The organism is Niallia laureatilytica, from assembly GCF_046613985.1.
Taxonomy (GTDB): domain Bacteria; phylum Bacillota; class Bacilli; order Bacillales; family Cytobacillaceae; genus Niallia.
Map to the genome: position 1 here is coordinate 844,592 of NZ_JBKKHP010000002.1, position 17,705 is coordinate 862,296.

Consider the following 17,705-nt stretch of genomic DNA (forward strand, 5'->3'; position numbering starts at 1 on the left):
ATTTTCAAATGGAGATGAAAAGTGATTAATTTTCACAAATTTGGACCGATACAACCATTAGCATCATTAAATTGCTAATTTTTTAAGGGATGGGAAAGTGTATGAAATTACAGCTTAAGATGAAATTAGGCACAAAGATTAACTTAATTGTTGTTGCCATTATTATTGTTTTATCCGTGGTAGTCGGGTATGTGGCAAATAGTGAGATTACAAGGGGAATAAAGGAGTTTGCAACAGAAAAAGCAAAAGGTGATCTTGCGCTTAGTTATAACTATGTAAATAGTGAATACCCTGGCGAGTGGAAAGCGGACGGAGATAAGCTTTTAAAAGGCGAGACAATAATCAATGATAATAATGAATTAGTCGACATAATTGGCAAGGACACGCACGATACAGTTACATTCTTCTTAGATGATACAAGAATTGCGACGAATGTAATGACAGACGGCAAGCGGGCAACAGGTACACAAGCATCACAAGAAGTAATTGACACCGTTATTAATAATGGAGAAACATACTACGGCGAAGCAAATGTAGTCGGGAAAAACTATCAGACAGCCTATATGCCTCTGAAAAATGCAGCAGGGGAAGTTGTAGGTATCATGTATGTTGGTGCCTCAGAAGAAATGATTGATAATATCCTGTCTTCTTTCTTAACGAAATTTGTGATTGTATTAATCATTATGGTTGTTATTGCAGTGGCAGTCGTTCTTTTATTTACAAATTCAATAAGAAAAAGACTGAAAAAGCTTACTGCAGCCTTGGAGTTGGCAGGCAACGGCGATTTTACTTCAAAAGTGGAGGATAAATCGACTGATGAGCTGAGCCTATTATCTGTAAGCTATAATAAAATGACAGACAGTTTAAAATCGATGATGAATGAAGTTATCTCAACATCTGAACAGTTAGCTTCTTCTTCAGAACAGCTGACGGCAAGCTCAGAAGAGACAAGCAAAGCGACAGAAGTAATTACAGAATCAATCCAGCAGGTCGCAAATGGTGCAGACCAATCAGCATCAAATGTACAAGACAGTGCTGCTGCTCTTGTTGAAGTAACAGAAGGCATTCAATCAATTGCTGATAATGCTCAAGCAGTTTCCGATGTCGGCTTGAAGGCGACTGAAAAAGCGAAGAATGGCGGACTGTATGTGGATAAAACGGTTCAGAAAATCACTGAAATCAATCATTCTGTTGCCAAAACAGGGGAAGCGATTAAAAATCTGGACTCCCGTTCACAAGAAATCGAGAAAATTACTAATGTGATTACAGATATCGCTAATCAGACAAATTTACTAGCGTTGAATGCTGCAATTGAGGCTGCCAGAGCAGGGGAAAACGGAAAAGGCTTTGCTGTTGTTGCAGATGAAGTCAGAAAGCTTGCCGAACAGTCTCAAGCATCTTCTGCTCAAATATCAGCACTTATTAAGACAATCCAAGCAGATATGGTCCAATCTAATGCGTCAATGGAACAAGTGACATTGGATGTAAAAGAGGGCTTGGAAATCGTCGAGCAGACGAAAGCGAACTTTACAGAAATTATGGACTTTATGCAAAATCTTACAGAGCAAATTGAAGGAATGGCTCATACTTCGGAAATACTTGCTGCAGGCACACAAGAAGTGGCGACAACTGTTTCAGAGATACAAAATATTTCTGGACAAACATCGATGCATTCACAAAATGTTGCCGCCTCAGCAGAGGAGCAGCTAGCATCCATGGAAGAAATTGCTGCATCTGCTCAAGCTTTATCTCATTTAGCAGAGGACTTAAAAGAAGTAATCAGCAAGTTCAAAGTATAATTGATTGCCAGTCTCCAATAATTGGGGACTGGTTTTTCTGTATAGGTTAAAAGTATATCTCTTCCATTTCCCTCCTTTTCCAAGTATGCTAAAGAATAGCAGAGATGGGGGATATGAGATGAAAAAAGTTTATGCAGATGTCATGCAATTTCGTGGAACACATTATGACTTTGGTTATAAGCAAGGAGAATATTTTAAAGAATCAATCCTTGTAAAGAACAGGGAAAGGCAATGGAAGGTAAGAAAGCCGAAATTCAAGATAGATATCGAGGAAACCCGACTTATCTTTGCTAAATTCGCCCCGTTAATCTGGGAGGAATTTGAAGGCTTTCGTGATGCATTAGGATGGCCGATGGACAAGGTGCTCCTTGAATTTTGCGGCTATCGTCTTGATATTGACAAGTCAGGCTGTTCAATTTATGTCGGCGGTGATTATTTAATCCGAAACTATGATTATCATCCAAAAACATATGATGGCCGCTATACCATTTTTAAGCCGACTGACGGAGGATATGCCATCATCGGTCCAAGCCAAAGAGGCACAGGCAGAATGGATGGCATGAATGAACAAGGCTTGACGATGGGCTATAATTTCATGAACAGGAAGAAACCGGGCACGGGCTTTGTGTGCAATATGATCGGCAGGCTCATCTTAGAGCTTTGCAGTACGGCAGAAGAGGCGGCCGCTTTGCTCAAAGAAGTTCCCCACCGTCATTCCTTTAGCTATGTATTGTTTGACAGAAGCTGTGAAACACCATTTATAGTGGAAACCTCTCCAAGAAGAGTGGAAGTGAGAAGAGGCTTTTCTTGTACAAACCATTTTAATATTATGACAGAAGAAAACCGCCATGTTCTAGATGATTCGAAAAGACGCCTCGAAATTATCGAGACCCATCAAACCAGTTTGATAGGTGGAAAGGAAGCCTTCAGTTTGTTGAATGACTCCAATGCAGGCATATTCTCCAATTTGTATGGAGCTTGGGCTGGAACCATTCATACTTCTGCTTATTTCCCTAAGGAAGGAAAAGCTTGGTTTGCACTTGGCGGTGACCAAGACCCAATTGAATTCAATTTTTCAAACTGGCTTAAAGGAGAAGACTTGCCGATTGAAAAGGTCGAAGGCTTGATTGATACAGATATCCCATTTGTTCATATGGAGCAAGCTGACTGGTATAAATAAACATGTGCACCTGCAATCAAAAAGACCATGGTTCTTTTAATTTGCAGGTGCCTTTTTTACAAACAAAATAATAAGGAGCGGGAATGAATGAAGCATGCATTAGTAGTAGGCGGGACAGGAATGCTTTCGGAAGTAACGATTTGGCTGGCAAAACAGGGTTATGTCGTCTCTGTAATCGGAAGAAATAAACATAGAATGGACGAGATCAGAACCATTTGCCCAAATTCTATCATTCATCCAATTTTGGTTGATTACAGCAAGCTAGAAGATCTAGAGTCAGAATTGCGAAATACTATTCGTATTCATACCAATATTGAGTTAGTGGTTGCTTGGATTCATTCTTATGCAGAAGAAGCTGTTAACCTTATTATAGATACAGTTTCTAATGATTCAAGCACTTGGCAGTTATTTCATGTGCTAGGAAGTAATGCAGATTTGCAAGTCTTGCAAAGCAGGCTTACAGACAAGCGAAATATGATATATCATCAAATTCAGCTAGGCTTTATGATGGATGATGGTCATTCACGCTGGCTGACGAATAAGGAGATAGCAAGTGGTGTAATCCAAGCTATGATAAACAAGAAGTCTATTCATATAGTTGGAGTAACAGAGCCAAGGGAGCAAAGGCCATAAAAATATTTTTATTTGTGAGTGTTTTAGAGGTGGATATGATATATTTGAAGAAAAAGCAAAAGAAAATAAAAACAAACAAAGAAATATGTCTAAATCTACTAAAAAGGAGCCTGCCTGTGAATAGTGCTGAATTAAGAGCAAAGCTTGAAAGCTATAATAAGATGGACCCTCCAGACTGGAATTTTATTAAAACTACTTATCAGGTTGAACCGATTGCGACAATTAATGGCGAGCCGTTGTATGAATTTAATATGATATTTGATCCATCACATAATCCGATTGAAGATAATATCTTCCTGTCCCAATGTCCTGCAAATGCATATGTTCCCATGCATATTCATCAATATATTGAGCTGATATATGTGTATCAGGGCAAATGCAAAATCATTCTTCAAGATGATGCCATCGATATTCTGGAAGGAGGTATGATTATGATAGACAAAAATACTCCTCATACGGTACAGGCGACGACAAGCTATGATATTGTGATTGAAATTAAGCTGAAGCATGATTACTTGTCGACGAATTTCTTGAGCAGATTCACAAATAAAAGCATTATCTCACAGTTTTTAGTCGACTCTCTCATCGGCAGCAGAAGTGCTAATAAATATCTTTTTTTTCCGTTTGAAGCTAGCTCCAACTTTAATAACATTATGGAGCATATTATGTGTGAGTATTTTGATGAAGATGCTTTTACATCAGGCTTGATAGATGCCTATTTGTTTATTATGTTTACGGAGTTGATCCGGCACAGCAACAGCTATACAAGCATGAAGATGAACCATCGAACAGAAAGAGACGTAATTATTGTTGATTTTTTGAAATATATCGAAAACCATTGGAAGGACTGCAGCCTTGCTTTAATGGCAGAGCAATTTAAATATCACCCTAACTATATTTCTGCTATTCTAAAAAAAGCTACTGGCAAGTCGTTCACTGATTTGCTGCAAATTCAGCGGATTAACAAGGCTGCGCTTTATTTGACGAATTCGGATATGCCGATTCCAGACATTGCCGAAGAGGTTGGTTATTCAAGCGTTTCTTTTTTTTATAAAAAATTCAACGAAATTTTCCTTCAGACACCAAAGGAATACAGAGAGCAAAACCGTTAATGATAACTTAAGTCTCTTAACTACCTAATATCTTTGAATCGAGCAAACATTTCCTTTGTATTTGCCATTAAATCAATTGAAAACGCTTGCTAAAATAAAAGACATAAGAGTAAGTAAAAGATATTAGGGGTGTATACATGATGAGTTTTTCATTTCCAAAGCAATTCCTCTGGGGCTCAGCAACGGCAGGCCATCAGGTGGAGGGCAATAACGATAACAGTGATTTTTGGGCAGAGGAGCAAGTCGAAGGCTCGCCGTATCAAGAAAAATCGGGGGATGCAATCGACCATTACAATCTTTATAAAGAAGATATCGCCCTAATGGCAAGCCTTGGCTTAAAAGTGTTCCGCTTTTCTATAGAATGGTCGAGAATTGAGCCAGAGCCAGGACAGTATTCACAAGCTGCCTTGGATCATTATCGGGACGTTCTTGAAACATGCTATGCCAATAATATGACACCTTTTGTCGCGATGCATCACTTTACATCACCAAAATGGCTGATGCAATTTGGCGGCTGGGCAAGCCCAGATGTACCTGAACGCTTTGCCAACTACTGTGAAACAGTATTCCGTGAGCTAGGTCATTTAATTCCGTATGTTTTGACGATGAATGAGGTGAATCTGCCTGTCATGCTTCGTGAGCTGTTTACGGGCATTGGGTTTATTCCGCCGGTCGGAATTGATCAAGATGCATGGACAGCGCCTAAATGGCGCGAGGCTGCAGCTGAGCGTTGTGGTACGACAACAGACAAGTATTTTACTTTCCATATGATATCTGATGAGAAATCGATGAAGCTTCTCCACAAAGCTCATGTTAAAGCGCGCCAAGTGATCAAGGATATTTCTCCTGACACATTAGTTGGCTTTTCCATGGCGCTGTCTGATGTACAATCCATCACAGGGGGCGAGAAAATAGCTGCGGAAAAATGGCATAGCTATTTTGAACAATACTTGCCGATGATGGCAGGTGATGACTTTTTTGGTCTGCAAAACTACACGAGAGAAGTGTACGGTCCAAATGGTCAAGTGCTGACAGAGCATGCAGAACGAACACAAATGGGCTATGAATATTATCCGGAAGGCTTGGCAAATGTCATTCGCAAAGTATCAGCTGCCATCACCATTCCAATCATTATTACAGAGCATGGCATTGCTACAGACAATGATGAAAGACGTGTAGAATTTATCCGCAGAGGATTAGAGGGTGTTCAGGCTTGTATAGAGGATGGTATTGATATAAGAGGTTATTTGCATTGGTCCACTTTTGATAATTATGAGTGGAATTCAGGTTACTCCAAAAAATTCGGATTAATTGAGGTAGACCGCACTACACAAAAAAGGACGGTAAAAGAAAGCGCCAAATACCTTGGCCAAATCGCTCAAACCTGCTCCCTTGTTAACAATTGACCTTACCACTTGCTCCCAAGCTTTTAGGGAGCAAGCTTCTTATTATAGTTATTATTCGATAATCTTTGAATCAAGCAAAAATATTCTTTGATTATCTCATTCATTCGTTTGAAAGCGCTTGCTATAATGTGAAAAAACAATACTAAGGACAAAGTTGGAGGGAAAATGATGGAGACAGTTGGCTGGAAAAGGACACCGTTTAAGAGGTTGATAGTAGCGGCAATGCTTGGTGTCGGTACTGCTATCGCACCACTAGTATTATTAGGATTTGGTCTTTCTACTTTTATTGTAATAAGAATTGTCGGTTCAGAGGATGCGACTGCTGTTTATGGAACGGCATCAGGGATTACAGGAATTGCCATTGTTATTTTTGGATTGTTTGGAGGGGTGATTGCTGATAAGACAAGGCTCAAAATGGGGAGAAGAAGATTTTGGATGGTAGCAGGAAGCATTCTTGGTGCGATTTCAATGCTGATGCTTACCTTTGCATCATCCATTCCTATATTCATTATTTCTTTATGCTTGGTGAATTTCTTTTACGGCATGGTTTCCCTTTCCAGTTATGCAATAGTTCCAGAGCAGGTAGATCCGGATAAATTCGGCCGTGTGTCAGGTTTGATTGGAGCCGCTGGACCTGCGTTAGTTATGTCTGGTCAAATGCTGATGGGGGTGCTCGCCAATTCAACGATTGAACAAAAGATGATTGCATTGATTATTGTCCAACTGATCGGCGGAATAACGGCGGCACTTTTAATTAAGGATAATTATTTGGCGAAAACAGCCACAATCAGCAAAAAAAACCTTGGTATTCGCGGCTTTTATCCGAGCTATAAACAGCATCCTGCATATACTTGGGCCCTTTTAACAAAGCTGTTCATCAATTTCTCCAATGCAGGATTGAATATGCTCACTTTGTTTTATATTGCCAGATTTCATTTAAGCGAAGCGGAAATTTTTCAAATTATGGGGCTGACTGCGCCTACGATTATCATGATGGTTGGAGCCGGCATTCTCGGCGGGTTTTTATCAGATAAAGTGAAAAAGCAAAAGCCGTTTGTAATGGGAGCGGCCCTAGTTACCGCACTGTGCCTTGTTGCCTTTGCATTCTCCACAAGCGTGGCATGGGTTATTGTCGGTAATTTCATCTTTAACTTTGGGTTCGGTATGTACAATGCTGTCGATAATGCCCTTGTAAACCGCATCCTGCCTTCTAAGGAAAATGCGGCGAAAGATATTTCTATCATGAATACAACAACAAATATGGCCTCCACATTAGTCAGCTTTGCAGCTCCAGCTCTGATTGCTTTTGGTGCAAGAACATTTGGCGGTGATGGATACACGCTGTTTTTCCTAGTGCTCGCTGTGTTTTCCATTCTCTCTGCTATCGCTGTTCTTCCGATTCCAGAAATGGAAGGAAAAGGGGATGTTGATGACGAACCTATGGATGAAATCGTCGTTTCCTAAATGTTGATTGGGATGAATATCTATTCATCCCTTTAAGGAAAGTGACGCATAAAGCTGCCAAAGGGGAGAAGCATGTATGAAAATCGAAAAGATTCAGTTGTGGGAAGATAATGCTCATGTTACCTTGACTGCCTATCTGCTAGAGAATTCTCAAGAATTTCAAACAGATAAAAAGCGTCCTGCTGTTATTATTTGCCCAGGAGGGGGTTATTTAAGTACATCTGACAGAGAGGCAGAACCGATTGCTTTACGGTTTGCTTCAAAAGGCTACCATACATTTGTGTTGCGCTACAATACGTACTTTCGTGAGTGGGTGAAAGATTTCAAACAGCTACCGGAGGTAAATGAGCGCTCTCTCTATCCCAATCCATTACTTGATTTAGCGAAAGCGATATCTTTAGTAAGAAGAAATGCGAAAGAATGGCTTGTAAATCCAGATGCCATTGCTTTATGCGGCTTTTCTGCTGGTGGTCATTTGGCAGCAAGCATGGCTGTTCATTGGCAAGACAGCTTCCTCCAAGAGTCTATTCAAGCAAGCAGCGATTTATTTAAGCCAAATGCTGTTATATTAGGATATCCGCTCCTTGATTATGAATGGATGAAAGCAAAAGTAGAGCGTGATGCGGATGAGAATAAAAAAAGCTTTTGGGAAATATCAAGCAAGGCAGTTTTCGATACAACCACACCTACTGACCAACAGCTAAGAGAAGCAAGTCCTGCCCGTTATGTCACTATAAATACACCGCCTGTCTTCCTATGGCATACAGCCGATGATGATTTAGTTTACGCAGAAAATGCTTTAGTTTTTGCTGTAGAACTAACAAAGCATCATATTCCCTATGAATTACATGTATTTGAAAGTGGTGTACATGGATTGTCGCTAAGTGATGAAACGACAGCAGGCAACGCTGAACACATAAACGAAGCATGCCAGCCATGGTTTGATTTAGCGGCCGCATGGCTGAAAAGGCATTTCTAATAATGACAGAAATTTTACTAGAAAGGAAGTAACTATGACACACTTAAAAGCAGCATCCTTAACAACTGAGTACCGAACAAATCCACTCGGCATTGATTGTAAAAAACCACGGTTAAGCTGGAAAATCATTTCCGATGAAAGAGGAACATTGCAGCAATCCTACCAAATTCAAGTTTCTGAACATCCTACTTTTGATACATTACTGTGGAATACAGGCATCATTCACTCACAAGAGTCCTTGCATCTTCCATATGAAGGTCCAGATCTAAAAGAAAGAACTAGATATTTTTACAGAGTGAAAGTCTGGGATAATAAAAGCCGCGAATCCGCTTGGAGTGAAACAGCTTGGTGGGAGACTGCTTTGTTTGCCGAATATGACTGGAAAGCACAATGGATTACACCAGATGAAGAAGTGATAGACCGTTTGAGTGTGCCGGCTTTTTGTCTAAGAAAAGAATTTCAGCTGCAAAACGACATTGTATCTGCCCGCATATATGGCACAGGCTTAGGTCTGTATGAGCTGTATGTAAATGGAGAGCGTGTCGGTGATGAGCTGTTTGCTCCCGGCTGGACCAGCTATCACAAACGTCTTCAATATCAGACATATGATATCACATCCCAACTTCAAGCGGGACCGAACGCCTTTGGCATCATGCTTGCAGACGGCTGGTATAAAGGGAATATGACATGGGAAAACAAGCGTCATATATACGGCGACAGGCGAGCAGCATTTTTTGAGCTGCATGTAAGATACAATGATGGCACGGAAGATATTATTGTGACAGATCCATCATGGAAAGCAGCATTAGGGCCTGTTGTATATTCAGAGATTTATCAAGGAGAAAAATATGATGCAAGACTTGAGGAGGGTTTCAGTCTGCCTGACTTTGATGACAGCAGCTGGTCTTTAGTGCAAGAACAACAAATGCCAGTAGGTCAGCTGATTGCACAAGAAAATTGGCCGACAAAAGTGACCGAGGTTATTAAGCCTATTGCGGTATTTACGACTCCTTCAGGAGAGACGGTAATCGATATGGGGCAGAACATGGTCGGCAGAATTCGCTTTTTTGTTAAGGCTGATAAAGGAACGAAGATTATTTTAAAGCATGCAGAGGTGCTGGATAAGGACGGAAACATATACTTCGGCAATTTGCGCAAGGCAGACCAGCAAGTAGAATATATTGCAAAAGGAATCGGGCTGGAAAACTATGCTCCGCACTTTTCTTTCCAAGGTTTTCGATATGTGAGGGTGGAAGGGTATCCAAACCAGGAAAACGGGCTTTCTCTCGAGCACTTTGTAGGCGAAGTCATCCATACAGATATGGAGCCGACTGGAGAGTTTGAATGCTCCAACCCGCTTGTAAACAAGCTTCAGGAAAATATTAAATGGGGGCAAAGAGGCAATTTTCTTGATGTGCCGACAGACTGCCCGCAGCGTGACGAGCGCCTTGGCTGGACTGGTGATGCACAAGTATTTATACAGACGGCTTTGTTCAATTATCATGGAGGTCCTTTTTTCACAAAGTGGCTTCGTGACCTCAAGGCAGAGCAGCATCCAGATGGAGGAGTTCCCTTTGTTATTCCAGCTGTAGTCGGCGGTGCCAATGCGGCAGCCTGGGGTGATGCAGCAACAATTATTCCATGGGAGATTTACAAAGCATACGGTGATAAGCGGTTGTTAGCAGAGCAATATGACAGCATGAAGGCATGGGTTGAGTATATGCGCAGACAAGGGGAAAATGAGTACCTCTGGATTGTCGGCTTCAATTTCGGTGATTGGCTTGCCCTTGATGCACCGTCAGGCAGCTACAGCGGTGCCACACCAAAGGACTTTATTGCAACAGCTTTTTATGCACACTCCACGAGAATTCTGCGTGAAGCTGCTAAAGTGCTTGGCAAATGGGAAGATGCTAAAAGTTATGGTTTGCTGCTTGAAAATATAATAGAAGCATTCAATCATGAATTTGTCTCTAAATCTGGCAGGCTAGTGTCACCGACGCAAACCGCCCATGTTCTGGCATTGATTTTCGATCTCGTCGATGGAGGCGTAAAAAAGCGAACAGCACATGAATTAAACGAGCTCATTATTAACAATAATTATCATTTGACAACAGGGTTTGTCGGAACTCCGTATTTATGCTTTGCTCTTTCAAAAGCAGGTCATCACGAAACAGCTGTTAAACTATTGCTGCAAGAGGGCTATCCTTCCTGGCTTTATTCTGTCAAAAAAGGAGCTACAACCATATGGGAGCACTGGGATGGAATTAAAGAGGATGGTTCGTTTTGGAGCGATGATATGAATTCCTTTAATCATTATGCTTACGGCGCAATCGGGGATTGGATGTACAGAAAAGTTGCAGGCCTTGATATGGATGAAGAGCTGCCAGCCTACAAACGAATCCGCATACAGCCAGCATTTGCCGGAATTCACTTAACCTATGCAAAAGCTGCTTTTGAGTCGATGTATGGCAGAATCCAATCCGCTTGGAGCATAACAGCAGACAAGATTGAACTGAAAGTAGAGATCCCAGCAAATACAACAGCAGAAATTGTCTTGCCGTTTGCACAAACAGCGAATGTGTCAGAAGGCGGCAACCCGCTTGCACAAGCAAATGGAATATATACGTATAAGGAAAAGGATGATACAGTCACGTTAACCGTCGGATCTGGCAGCTATCATTTCCAATATGATAACAAGAACGGATTAATGGTGGAATTTACGAAGAACTCACGATTGATTGATGTGCTAGGACATCAATCATCAGCAGCTATTCTCGATAAGCATGCACCATGGATTGCTAAGCCGCCAGGCATTTTTGCGATGAGAACAAAAACATTGCAGGAATTAGCAGAGTTTCCAGAAGCGAACCTGACAAAAAATCAAGTGGATGCTTTAATAGAAGAGCTTAACACCATTGAGTGGAAAGCAGAGTTAGTGAAATAAAGCATTATAAGTCATTCATCAATTTGATGAATGACTTATTTCTATTTTAGTAGAAGGGATATAGCCATCTGGTGGAGAATTATTCCAACAAAGACTATGGCCACTTGCAAAAATTACGAGCCTGTGAAGAAAGTAAGGGAAAAATTTTTTCGGATGATAAGAATATATTTGGTAACAGCAATATGGATAGGATGCATGATGCACTGAAAACTTTGTCGGACAAATAGAAAGATCGATGGGGTGAAAAGGAGAATGAAAATTTGCAGAGAATCTTATCAAGAAAATAGTGATTTTCTCCGAAAGAGGGTAATAGAATACAATCTTTCCCGCTTGCCAGATGAGGTAAAGCATCCAGTTAACAAACTCTGCTTTACTGCCAGAGATGATAACGAAAAAATCGTTGGCGGTATTTCGGGAGTGATTTTTTGGCATCATTTGCAAATCGAATCATTATGGGTGGATGAGACAAAAAGAGGGGAGGGATATGGCAGCAGCCTGCTCAAAACAATCGAGGAAAGTGCTATTGAATGCAAATGCACCCATATTCAACTGGATACCTTCAGCTTCCAAGCCCCAGAATTTTACCGGAAACATGGCTATGAGATTGCTGGACTCATTAGTGAACATCCTACAAAGGAAAGCAGCCAGTATATTTTAGTAAAACGTTTAAAAAGATCTTAAGCGAAAAAATAGCATAGAGAAGAGGGATAAACTATGGAGAATTTTGGATTATTAGGAAAGTTTACGGCTAGGGAAGAGAATCGTGATATGCTTGCAGCCATTCTAATTGAAGCCGCATCGCAAATGGAGGCAGTTGAAGGCTGTCAACTGTATACGATTAATCTGCCAGAAACTGAACTTGATAGTGTGTATGTTTATGAGGTATGGAGCAGTAAAGCCGCCCACGAAGCTTCTTTATCCCTTGAAGGAGTGCAAACGCTAATTAATCAGGCGAAACCATTGATTACAGGGATGGAGAGAATGGAAAGCTTTAAGCAGGTGTGGGGCAAGGGAACATTCCGGTGAGTCTGTCTTATTCCCGATAAGTATCAGGTAGGAAGGAAGAATACATCATGAAGTTTGTTCTTATATTTGGACCGCAGGCTGTTGGAAAGATGACGGTTGGCCAGGAGTTAGCCGCCATTACAGGTTTAAAGCTTTTTCACAATCATATGAGCATTGATTTAGTCAGTAATTTTTTCGGATATGGAACGAAAGAAGGAAGCAGGCTTGTAAATCTTTTTCGGCAGGAAATCTTTGAGACAGTCGCCAAAAGCGATTTACCTGGATTAATTTTCACCTATGTGTGGGCATTTAATTTGAAAGAAGATTGGAATTATGTTGAAAAAATCTCTAATATTTTTAAACAACAAGGCGGAACAGTCTATTACGTCGAATTAGAAGCAGATCTCGACGAACGGCTATACAGAAATAAAACTCCGAACAGATTAGAACATAAGCCAACAAAAAGAAATATTGAATGGTCGGAATCAGAGCTAAAAAGCTCTCTGGAAAAATATCGATTAAACTCCCGTGAAGGAGAGATACAAAAAGAAGAATATTTAAAAATAAACAATACAGATAAAAGCCCTAAAGACGTTGCTGCGTTGATTAAAGACAAATTCAAGCTGTAAATTCATTGCTTTGCTTCTTGGATCAGAAGCATGGCTTTTTTTTATTGGCTTTTAGTCAATATCATACAAGAGCAGCTATAAAGTCATATGCTACACTAATTTTAAGAAAATGAACGAAAAAGGAGGCACGACTCATTGAAGGAAAAAAGAATGGTGAAATTTGATTCTCAGCTGCAGGTGGAAGCATACCATTTTGATGGGATCATGCAGAAATTCCCAAACCATTTCCATGAATATTATGTTATCGGCTTTGTCGAAAATGGGCAAAGGAAACTCACTTGCAAAAATAAGGAATTTATTATTAACAAAGGAGATATGGTCATCTTTAATCCTCTTGATAATCATGCATGTGAACAAGTTGATCTTAATGCGTTAGATTACCGCTGCTTGAATATTAATGCTGATATTATGAAGAAAGTAGCTAAGGAAATTATGGGAGTAGATTATCTTCCTTACTTTACTTCACCTGTTCTTGTGCAAACAAGCTTTGCACCACTGTTAAAGGAAGTGCATGAGATGATTATGTCTACCAATGAAGAGCTGGAAAAGGAAGAAAGCTTTTATTTTTTAATGGAACATTTAATCAAAGAATGCAGCATTAAGTATGAAGAAAGTACATCAACAGATGAGCGTCTGCATGCAGTATGCCGCTATATGGAAAAAAACTATACAGAACATTTAACATTAACTGACTTAGCAGAGGTTTGTGATATGAACAAATATACGCTCTTGCGGTCGTTTACACGCAATTTTGGCATTACTCCATATAGATACTTACAAACTATTAGGATTAATGAGGCAAAAAAACTGCTTGAGAGCGGGCGTAAGCCAATAGATGTTTCAATGGAGACAGGGTTTGCAGACCAAAGCCACTTCAGCAATTTTTTCACTGAATTTATTGGTCTGACACCGGGCCAGTATCGGGAGATTTATCAACATAAGAAACAAGCATGACGAAAAGGGCGAGGACAAAAAATGAGAAATCAAACTACAAATGGTCATATAGCAGCACTAGTGACTATTTTTATCTGGGGCATTACCTTTATTTCGACTAAAGTTTTACTGACAGGTTTTACACCGACTGAAATTTTGTTTTTTCGGTTTGCTATTGGCTTTATCATGCTGCTGATTATATTTCCAGCGAGGATGAAAGTAGCAGACAGAAAGCATGAGCTGTTATTTATCTGTGCCGGGTTATGTGGCGTTACCTTATATTATTTGTTGGAAAATATCGCTTTAACGATGACAATGGCCTCTAATGTGGGAGTTATCAGCGGAATTGTCCCGTTTTCAACAGCAGTTCTGACGATGCTGTTTTTGAAAGATGAACGTTTAAAAGGAAACTTTTTTGTTGGTTTTGCAATGGCGATGATTGGCATCTTTTTAATCAGCTATAATGGAAAGGCCAATTTTCAGCTAAATCCACTTGGAGATATGCTGGCAGCTGTCGCAACATTTGCGTGGGCAGCCTACTCCGTGCTGACAAAAAAGATCTCAAGCTATGGCTATCATCCAATCCAGACAACAAAAAGAGTATTCTTTTACGGACTGCTTCTTATGGTGCCAACATTGTTTTTCTTTGATTTCAAGCTTGAGCTTGCCAGGTTTGCTAATCCAATCTATCTATTCAATATTCTATTTCTTGGAATAGGAGCTTCTGCCGTCTGCTTCGTAACATGGAATACAGCTGTCAACATTCTTGGGGCAATAAAAACGAGTGTTTATATTTATATGGTACCTGTCATTACAGTCGTAGTGTCTATGCTTGTGCTGCACGAACAGCTGACAAAGCTGTCAGCATTGGGAATACTACTTACATTAGTAGGACTGGTTGTTTCAGAGGTGAAAATTACGATTAAGAAAAAAAGAGCATTGGGAAGCAGTGCAGTGAAATAAGTTGCTTGTTTAAGGAAGTCTTGCTGATAAATAGCCAGACTTCCTTTTTATATATAAAGAAGGGTGAGATATTGATTACCGCTGGATTTCGAGATTTCGGTAAAAGATTTATGGGAAGGAAAGGGGAAGTGCTTGTTTAAGAGATAATAAGAATGAACCTTATTGGCCGAAAACACAATTTTTCCTATCTTTTACTATTGGCAATGACATAGCCAAGCCTTGAGGTGAATAATATTAAGGATAGTAAACTATTTGATAAACATGAGAAACAGGGGTTAGCGAATGGTTAGTATAGAAATTAGTGATGCTCATACTAAATCCACTTTTCAAGCATTTGTACAGGCAGTTATTCCTCCTCAAGCATATTACCTTCCCAACAGCACTTCGTTTATCAAGCCAGGTGCCTTTGAACTGCAGGTTTACGAATATCTAATGCAGATACTAAATCAGTCCATGCCCCTAAAGGTCAAAAAACAGTTGATGATTGCATCAATGGCTAAGTCTACAGCAGAACTGCTAGATAGTGGAGCAGTTTATCTGGTCCAATCTCAGAAAAATATATATCCGCTCTGCTGTAATACATTCCCTGAAGGTGGTCCTTACACGTTATTAGCACCATTAGACAGGCTTAACGCAATCTCATATATAGAAAGGCTAGAAATAAATCCGGTGAATTTAAAACCGCCTTATGACAATAATCCAGGACTTATTCAAAATATCGTTGATGTGTTGCATCAGCTGACTTTTTTCGGGTTTTATTCCGAATGGACGGGATATGGCAGTACTACTTTTTTGCCTCCGGAAAACCGGCAAATGGAATATTTCCCTGTTGCCTGGCATCGGGCAGGCTATCCAGGACCAGCTTATGCTTATCGGGATTTTCGCGGTTTTTTAGCTCTTATGCCACATAAAAAGGAGGGATAGTATGAAGTTGCAGGATGTCATCGTAATTGGGTCTGGCGGTGGAGGGGCTGTCATGGCGAAAGAGCTTGGAGAAAAAGGATTAAAGGTGCTTGTTTTGGAGGCTGGTCCTTGGTATGGCAATAAACAATGGCCACAACCCAATACGGAGTCGAACAGCGAAAGCAGTTCCTCTTTATCTGATCTCGACATTGATCTATACAAGCAGTTAATGGATAAGAAGGAAATGAACATGAATGATTTAGTGACAGGAAGGTATCGCTTTGGACCGGCAGACCGAAGCAAGGCGCAATGGTTCCGGAATATTAAACAAAAGGCAATGATATGGCAGTGTGCCGGCGTTGGCGGCACTACGCAAGTTTATACAGCCAACTGTCCGCGAGCTTATCCGCAATCAGTGGATGGTAAATGGCCGTTTTCGTATAAGGAGCTTATCCCGTATTATGAAAAGGTAGAGGAAACCTTACCAGTGAACTTTGCGCCAGTTACGGCAAAGGAAGAACTATTTTATTTCGGTGCCAAAAAACTCGGGCTGCATTTAAATCCATCGCTTGATATTTATTCGCCTGGATATCGACCGCAGCCTAATGCCATTCTTCCACCAAACGAAGCAATCATTAACCCCAATATTACTGATGTCGAGCTATCCTGGATGGAAGGCTGTACATTATCAGGACATTGTATTAACGGTTGTGCTCATGGTCCTTCTATAGAGAAAATCGCAAAGCGCTCTACGAATGTAAGTTATATTCCACTCGCTTTAAGGACAGGTAATGTAAGCATAAGGCCAAATGCGTTCGCTGTGAAAATCCTAACCGAAAAGGAGGGTTCTGAACTCCGTGCAATCGGTGTAAGAATAAAAGATACATGGACAGGACAAGAAGAAGAATTAACCGCATCCGTAGTTGTGTTAGCTTGCGGCAGTATAGAAACTCCGCGACTTTGGCTGAATTCATCCCTGCCAGAAAATGAGTTTGTTGGCAAAGGATTAGTCACACATTATATGGACTGGATTACAGGAATCTTTGAAAAGAAAGATTTATTGTCTGTTATAGGAGCAACGCAAATAAGACCATATGTAGGAAACACTTGTGGAGCAAGGCTAGACTATCCAGGACTTGGTGCACTACAGACAGCTGGAATGAGTCCAGGATTGACCGCTTCCTTTTATGGCTTGAGTACAGATGGGTATGCTGTTAGAAAAGAGCGAAGCAATCACAGACCATGGGATATGGAGGGACGGCCAGTTGGACAAACTTTACATTACTTGATGGATAATTATGCTCGATCTTTAAGTATATTGGTAACAACAGACGATGAAGTGGATGACAGAAACGGTGTCGCACTAGATCCGCGTATTTCCGATGAGAATGGTTTTGTGCCAGTTATCCGGTATAGAGCTACAAAAAAATCAGCCGAGCGGCGCAGAAAACTTGCTGTACTGGCTGCAGACCTATTACGCAAGGCGGGAGCGAAACAAATTTTGCGCTCCAATTGGCCGGAGGGTATGATGATTCATATGGAAAGCACGATGAGAATCGGCTTTGTTGTGGATGAAAACTGTGAGGCCTATCAAGTAAAACGGCTTTATATTGCTGACAACAGTGTGCATGCTAATGGTCTCGGTGGTGCTAATCCAACCCTTACAACTCAAGCCTTAGCTGCTAGGACAGCAGAAAAGGTGATAGAGACTTATTTTTCTTAGTATGTTTTTAAAATTTTTAGACAAACTAACTC

Annotated in this window: 15 protein-coding genes; all 15 read left to right on the forward strand. The window is 40.6% G+C overall.

Translation table 11 applies throughout. The annotated features are described in order from the left end of the window. Positions 1–101 precede the first annotated feature (101 nt). The 15 genes from ACLIJJ_RS09270 to ACLIJJ_RS09340 all read left to right on the forward strand — a co-directional run bounded on the left by ACLIJJ_RS09270 (position 102) and on the right by ACLIJJ_RS09340 (position 17,673). The gene (locus ACLIJJ_RS09270) at positions 102–1,799 is read left to right on the forward strand and encodes a methyl-accepting chemotaxis protein (RefSeq protein ID WP_411410773.1); all 1,698 of its coding nucleotides are present in this window, start codon (positions 102–104) and stop codon (positions 1,797–1,799) included. A 118-nt stretch (positions 1,800–1,917) separates the two neighbouring features. Continuing rightward, positions 1,918–2,979 carry a C45 family autoproteolytic acyltransferase/hydrolase gene (locus tag ACLIJJ_RS09275; protein ID WP_411410774.1) on the forward strand — a complete coding sequence of 354 codons (1,062 nt, stop codon included), beginning with the start codon at positions 1,918–1,920 and terminating at the stop codon, positions 2,977–2,979. Positions 2,980–3,066: 87 nt separating this feature from the next. Beyond that, positions 3,067–3,612, forward strand: coding sequence for a Rossmann-fold NAD(P)-binding domain-containing protein (locus tag ACLIJJ_RS09280; protein WP_411410775.1), 546 nt, complete (start codon positions 3,067–3,069; stop codon positions 3,610–3,612). Positions 3,613–3,728: 116 nt separating this feature from the next. Beyond that, positions 3,729–4,724 (forward strand): AraC family transcriptional regulator, encoded by a 996-nt coding sequence (locus ACLIJJ_RS09285; protein ID WP_237941212.1) that lies wholly within the window; start codon positions 3,729–3,731, stop codon positions 4,722–4,724. A 137-nt stretch (positions 4,725–4,861) separates the two neighbouring features. After that, positions 4,862–6,130: a glycoside hydrolase family 1 protein gene (locus tag ACLIJJ_RS09290; RefSeq protein ID WP_237941213.1), complete on the forward strand. Its 1,269-nt coding sequence runs from the start codon at positions 4,862–4,864 to the stop codon at positions 6,128–6,130. A 165-nt stretch (positions 6,131–6,295) separates the two neighbouring features. Then, positions 6,296–7,594 carry an MFS transporter gene (locus tag ACLIJJ_RS09295; protein ID WP_411410776.1) on the forward strand — a complete coding sequence of 433 codons (1,299 nt, stop codon included), beginning with the start codon at positions 6,296–6,298 and terminating at the stop codon, positions 7,592–7,594. A 76-nt stretch (positions 7,595–7,670) separates the two neighbouring features. Next, positions 7,671–8,573 carry an alpha/beta hydrolase gene (locus ACLIJJ_RS09300; protein ID WP_411410777.1) on the forward strand — a complete coding sequence of 301 codons (903 nt, stop codon included), beginning with the start codon at positions 7,671–7,673 and terminating at the stop codon, positions 8,571–8,573. 34 nt (positions 8,574–8,607) lie between these two features. Next, complete coding sequence (locus ACLIJJ_RS09305; RefSeq protein WP_411410778.1) at positions 8,608–11,517, forward strand: family 78 glycoside hydrolase catalytic domain; 2,910 nt, start codon at positions 8,608–8,610, stop codon at positions 11,515–11,517. Positions 11,518–11,769: 252 nt separating this feature from the next. Continuing rightward, on the forward strand, positions 11,770–12,198 hold the full coding sequence (locus tag ACLIJJ_RS09310; protein ID WP_341076179.1) for a GNAT family N-acetyltransferase: 429 nt from the start codon (positions 11,770–11,772) through the stop codon (positions 12,196–12,198). Positions 12,199–12,231: 33 nt separating this feature from the next. Continuing rightward, positions 12,232–12,543, forward strand: coding sequence for a putative quinol monooxygenase (locus tag ACLIJJ_RS09315; protein WP_233314304.1), 312 nt, complete (start codon positions 12,232–12,234; stop codon positions 12,541–12,543). A 47-nt stretch (positions 12,544–12,590) separates the two neighbouring features. Next, a complete protein-coding gene (locus ACLIJJ_RS09320) occupies positions 12,591–13,151 on the forward strand; it encodes a DEAD/DEAH box helicase family protein (RefSeq protein WP_233314303.1) in 561 nt (186 codons plus the stop codon). A gap of 150 nt (positions 13,152–13,301) precedes the next feature. Further along, positions 13,302–14,105 (forward strand): helix-turn-helix domain-containing protein, encoded by an 804-nt coding sequence (locus tag ACLIJJ_RS09325; protein ID WP_411410816.1) that lies wholly within the window; start codon positions 13,302–13,304, stop codon positions 14,103–14,105. Between the two features lie 21 nt (positions 14,106–14,126). After that, a complete protein-coding gene (locus ACLIJJ_RS09330; RefSeq protein WP_411410779.1) occupies positions 14,127–15,047 on the forward strand; it encodes a DMT family transporter in 921 nt (306 codons plus the stop codon). Between the two features lie 282 nt (positions 15,048–15,329). Next, a complete protein-coding gene (locus ACLIJJ_RS09335; protein WP_411410780.1) occupies positions 15,330–15,971 on the forward strand; it encodes a hypothetical protein in 642 nt (213 codons plus the stop codon). Between the two features lies 1 nt (position 15,972). Next, positions 15,973–17,673 carry a GMC family oxidoreductase N-terminal domain-containing protein gene (locus tag ACLIJJ_RS09340; protein WP_411410781.1) on the forward strand — a complete coding sequence of 567 codons (1,701 nt, stop codon included), beginning with the start codon at positions 15,973–15,975 and terminating at the stop codon, positions 17,671–17,673. Positions 17,674–17,705: the final 32 nt, after the last annotated feature.

Coding starts and splice junctions, on each gene's coding strand:
- ACLIJJ_RS09315 (WP_233314304.1), top strand. CDS start 12,232: ATGGAGAATTTTGGATTATTAGGAAAGTTTACGGCTAGGGAAGAGAAT.
- ACLIJJ_RS09300 (WP_411410777.1), top strand. CDS start 7,671: ATGAAAATCGAAAAGATTCAGTTGTGGGAAGATAATGCTCATGTTACC.
- ACLIJJ_RS09340 (WP_411410781.1), top strand. CDS start 15,973: ATGAAGTTGCAGGATGTCATCGTAATTGGGTCTGGCGGTGGAGGGGCT.
- ACLIJJ_RS09270 (WP_411410773.1), top strand. CDS start 102: ATGAAATTACAGCTTAAGATGAAATTAGGCACAAAGATTAACTTAATT.
- ACLIJJ_RS09280 (WP_411410775.1), top strand. CDS start 3,067: ATGAAGCATGCATTAGTAGTAGGCGGGACAGGAATGCTTTCGGAAGTA.
- ACLIJJ_RS09295 (WP_411410776.1), top strand. CDS start 6,296: ATGATGGAGACAGTTGGCTGGAAAAGGACACCGTTTAAGAGGTTGATA.
- ACLIJJ_RS09335 (WP_411410780.1), top strand. CDS start 15,330: ATGGTTAGTATAGAAATTAGTGATGCTCATACTAAATCCACTTTTCAA.
- ACLIJJ_RS09275 (WP_411410774.1), top strand. CDS start 1,918: ATGAAAAAAGTTTATGCAGATGTCATGCAATTTCGTGGAACACATTAT.
- ACLIJJ_RS09330 (WP_411410779.1), top strand. CDS start 14,127: ATGAGAAATCAAACTACAAATGGTCATATAGCAGCACTAGTGACTATT.
- ACLIJJ_RS09305 (WP_411410778.1), top strand. CDS start 8,608: ATGACACACTTAAAAGCAGCATCCTTAACAACTGAGTACCGAACAAAT.
- ACLIJJ_RS09290 (WP_237941213.1), top strand. CDS start 4,862: ATGATGAGTTTTTCATTTCCAAAGCAATTCCTCTGGGGCTCAGCAACG.
- ACLIJJ_RS09310 (WP_341076179.1), top strand. CDS start 11,770: ATGAAAATTTGCAGAGAATCTTATCAAGAAAATAGTGATTTTCTCCGA.
- ACLIJJ_RS09325 (WP_411410816.1), top strand. CDS start 13,302: ATGGTGAAATTTGATTCTCAGCTGCAGGTGGAAGCATACCATTTTGAT.
- ACLIJJ_RS09320 (WP_233314303.1), top strand. CDS start 12,591: ATGAAGTTTGTTCTTATATTTGGACCGCAGGCTGTTGGAAAGATGACG.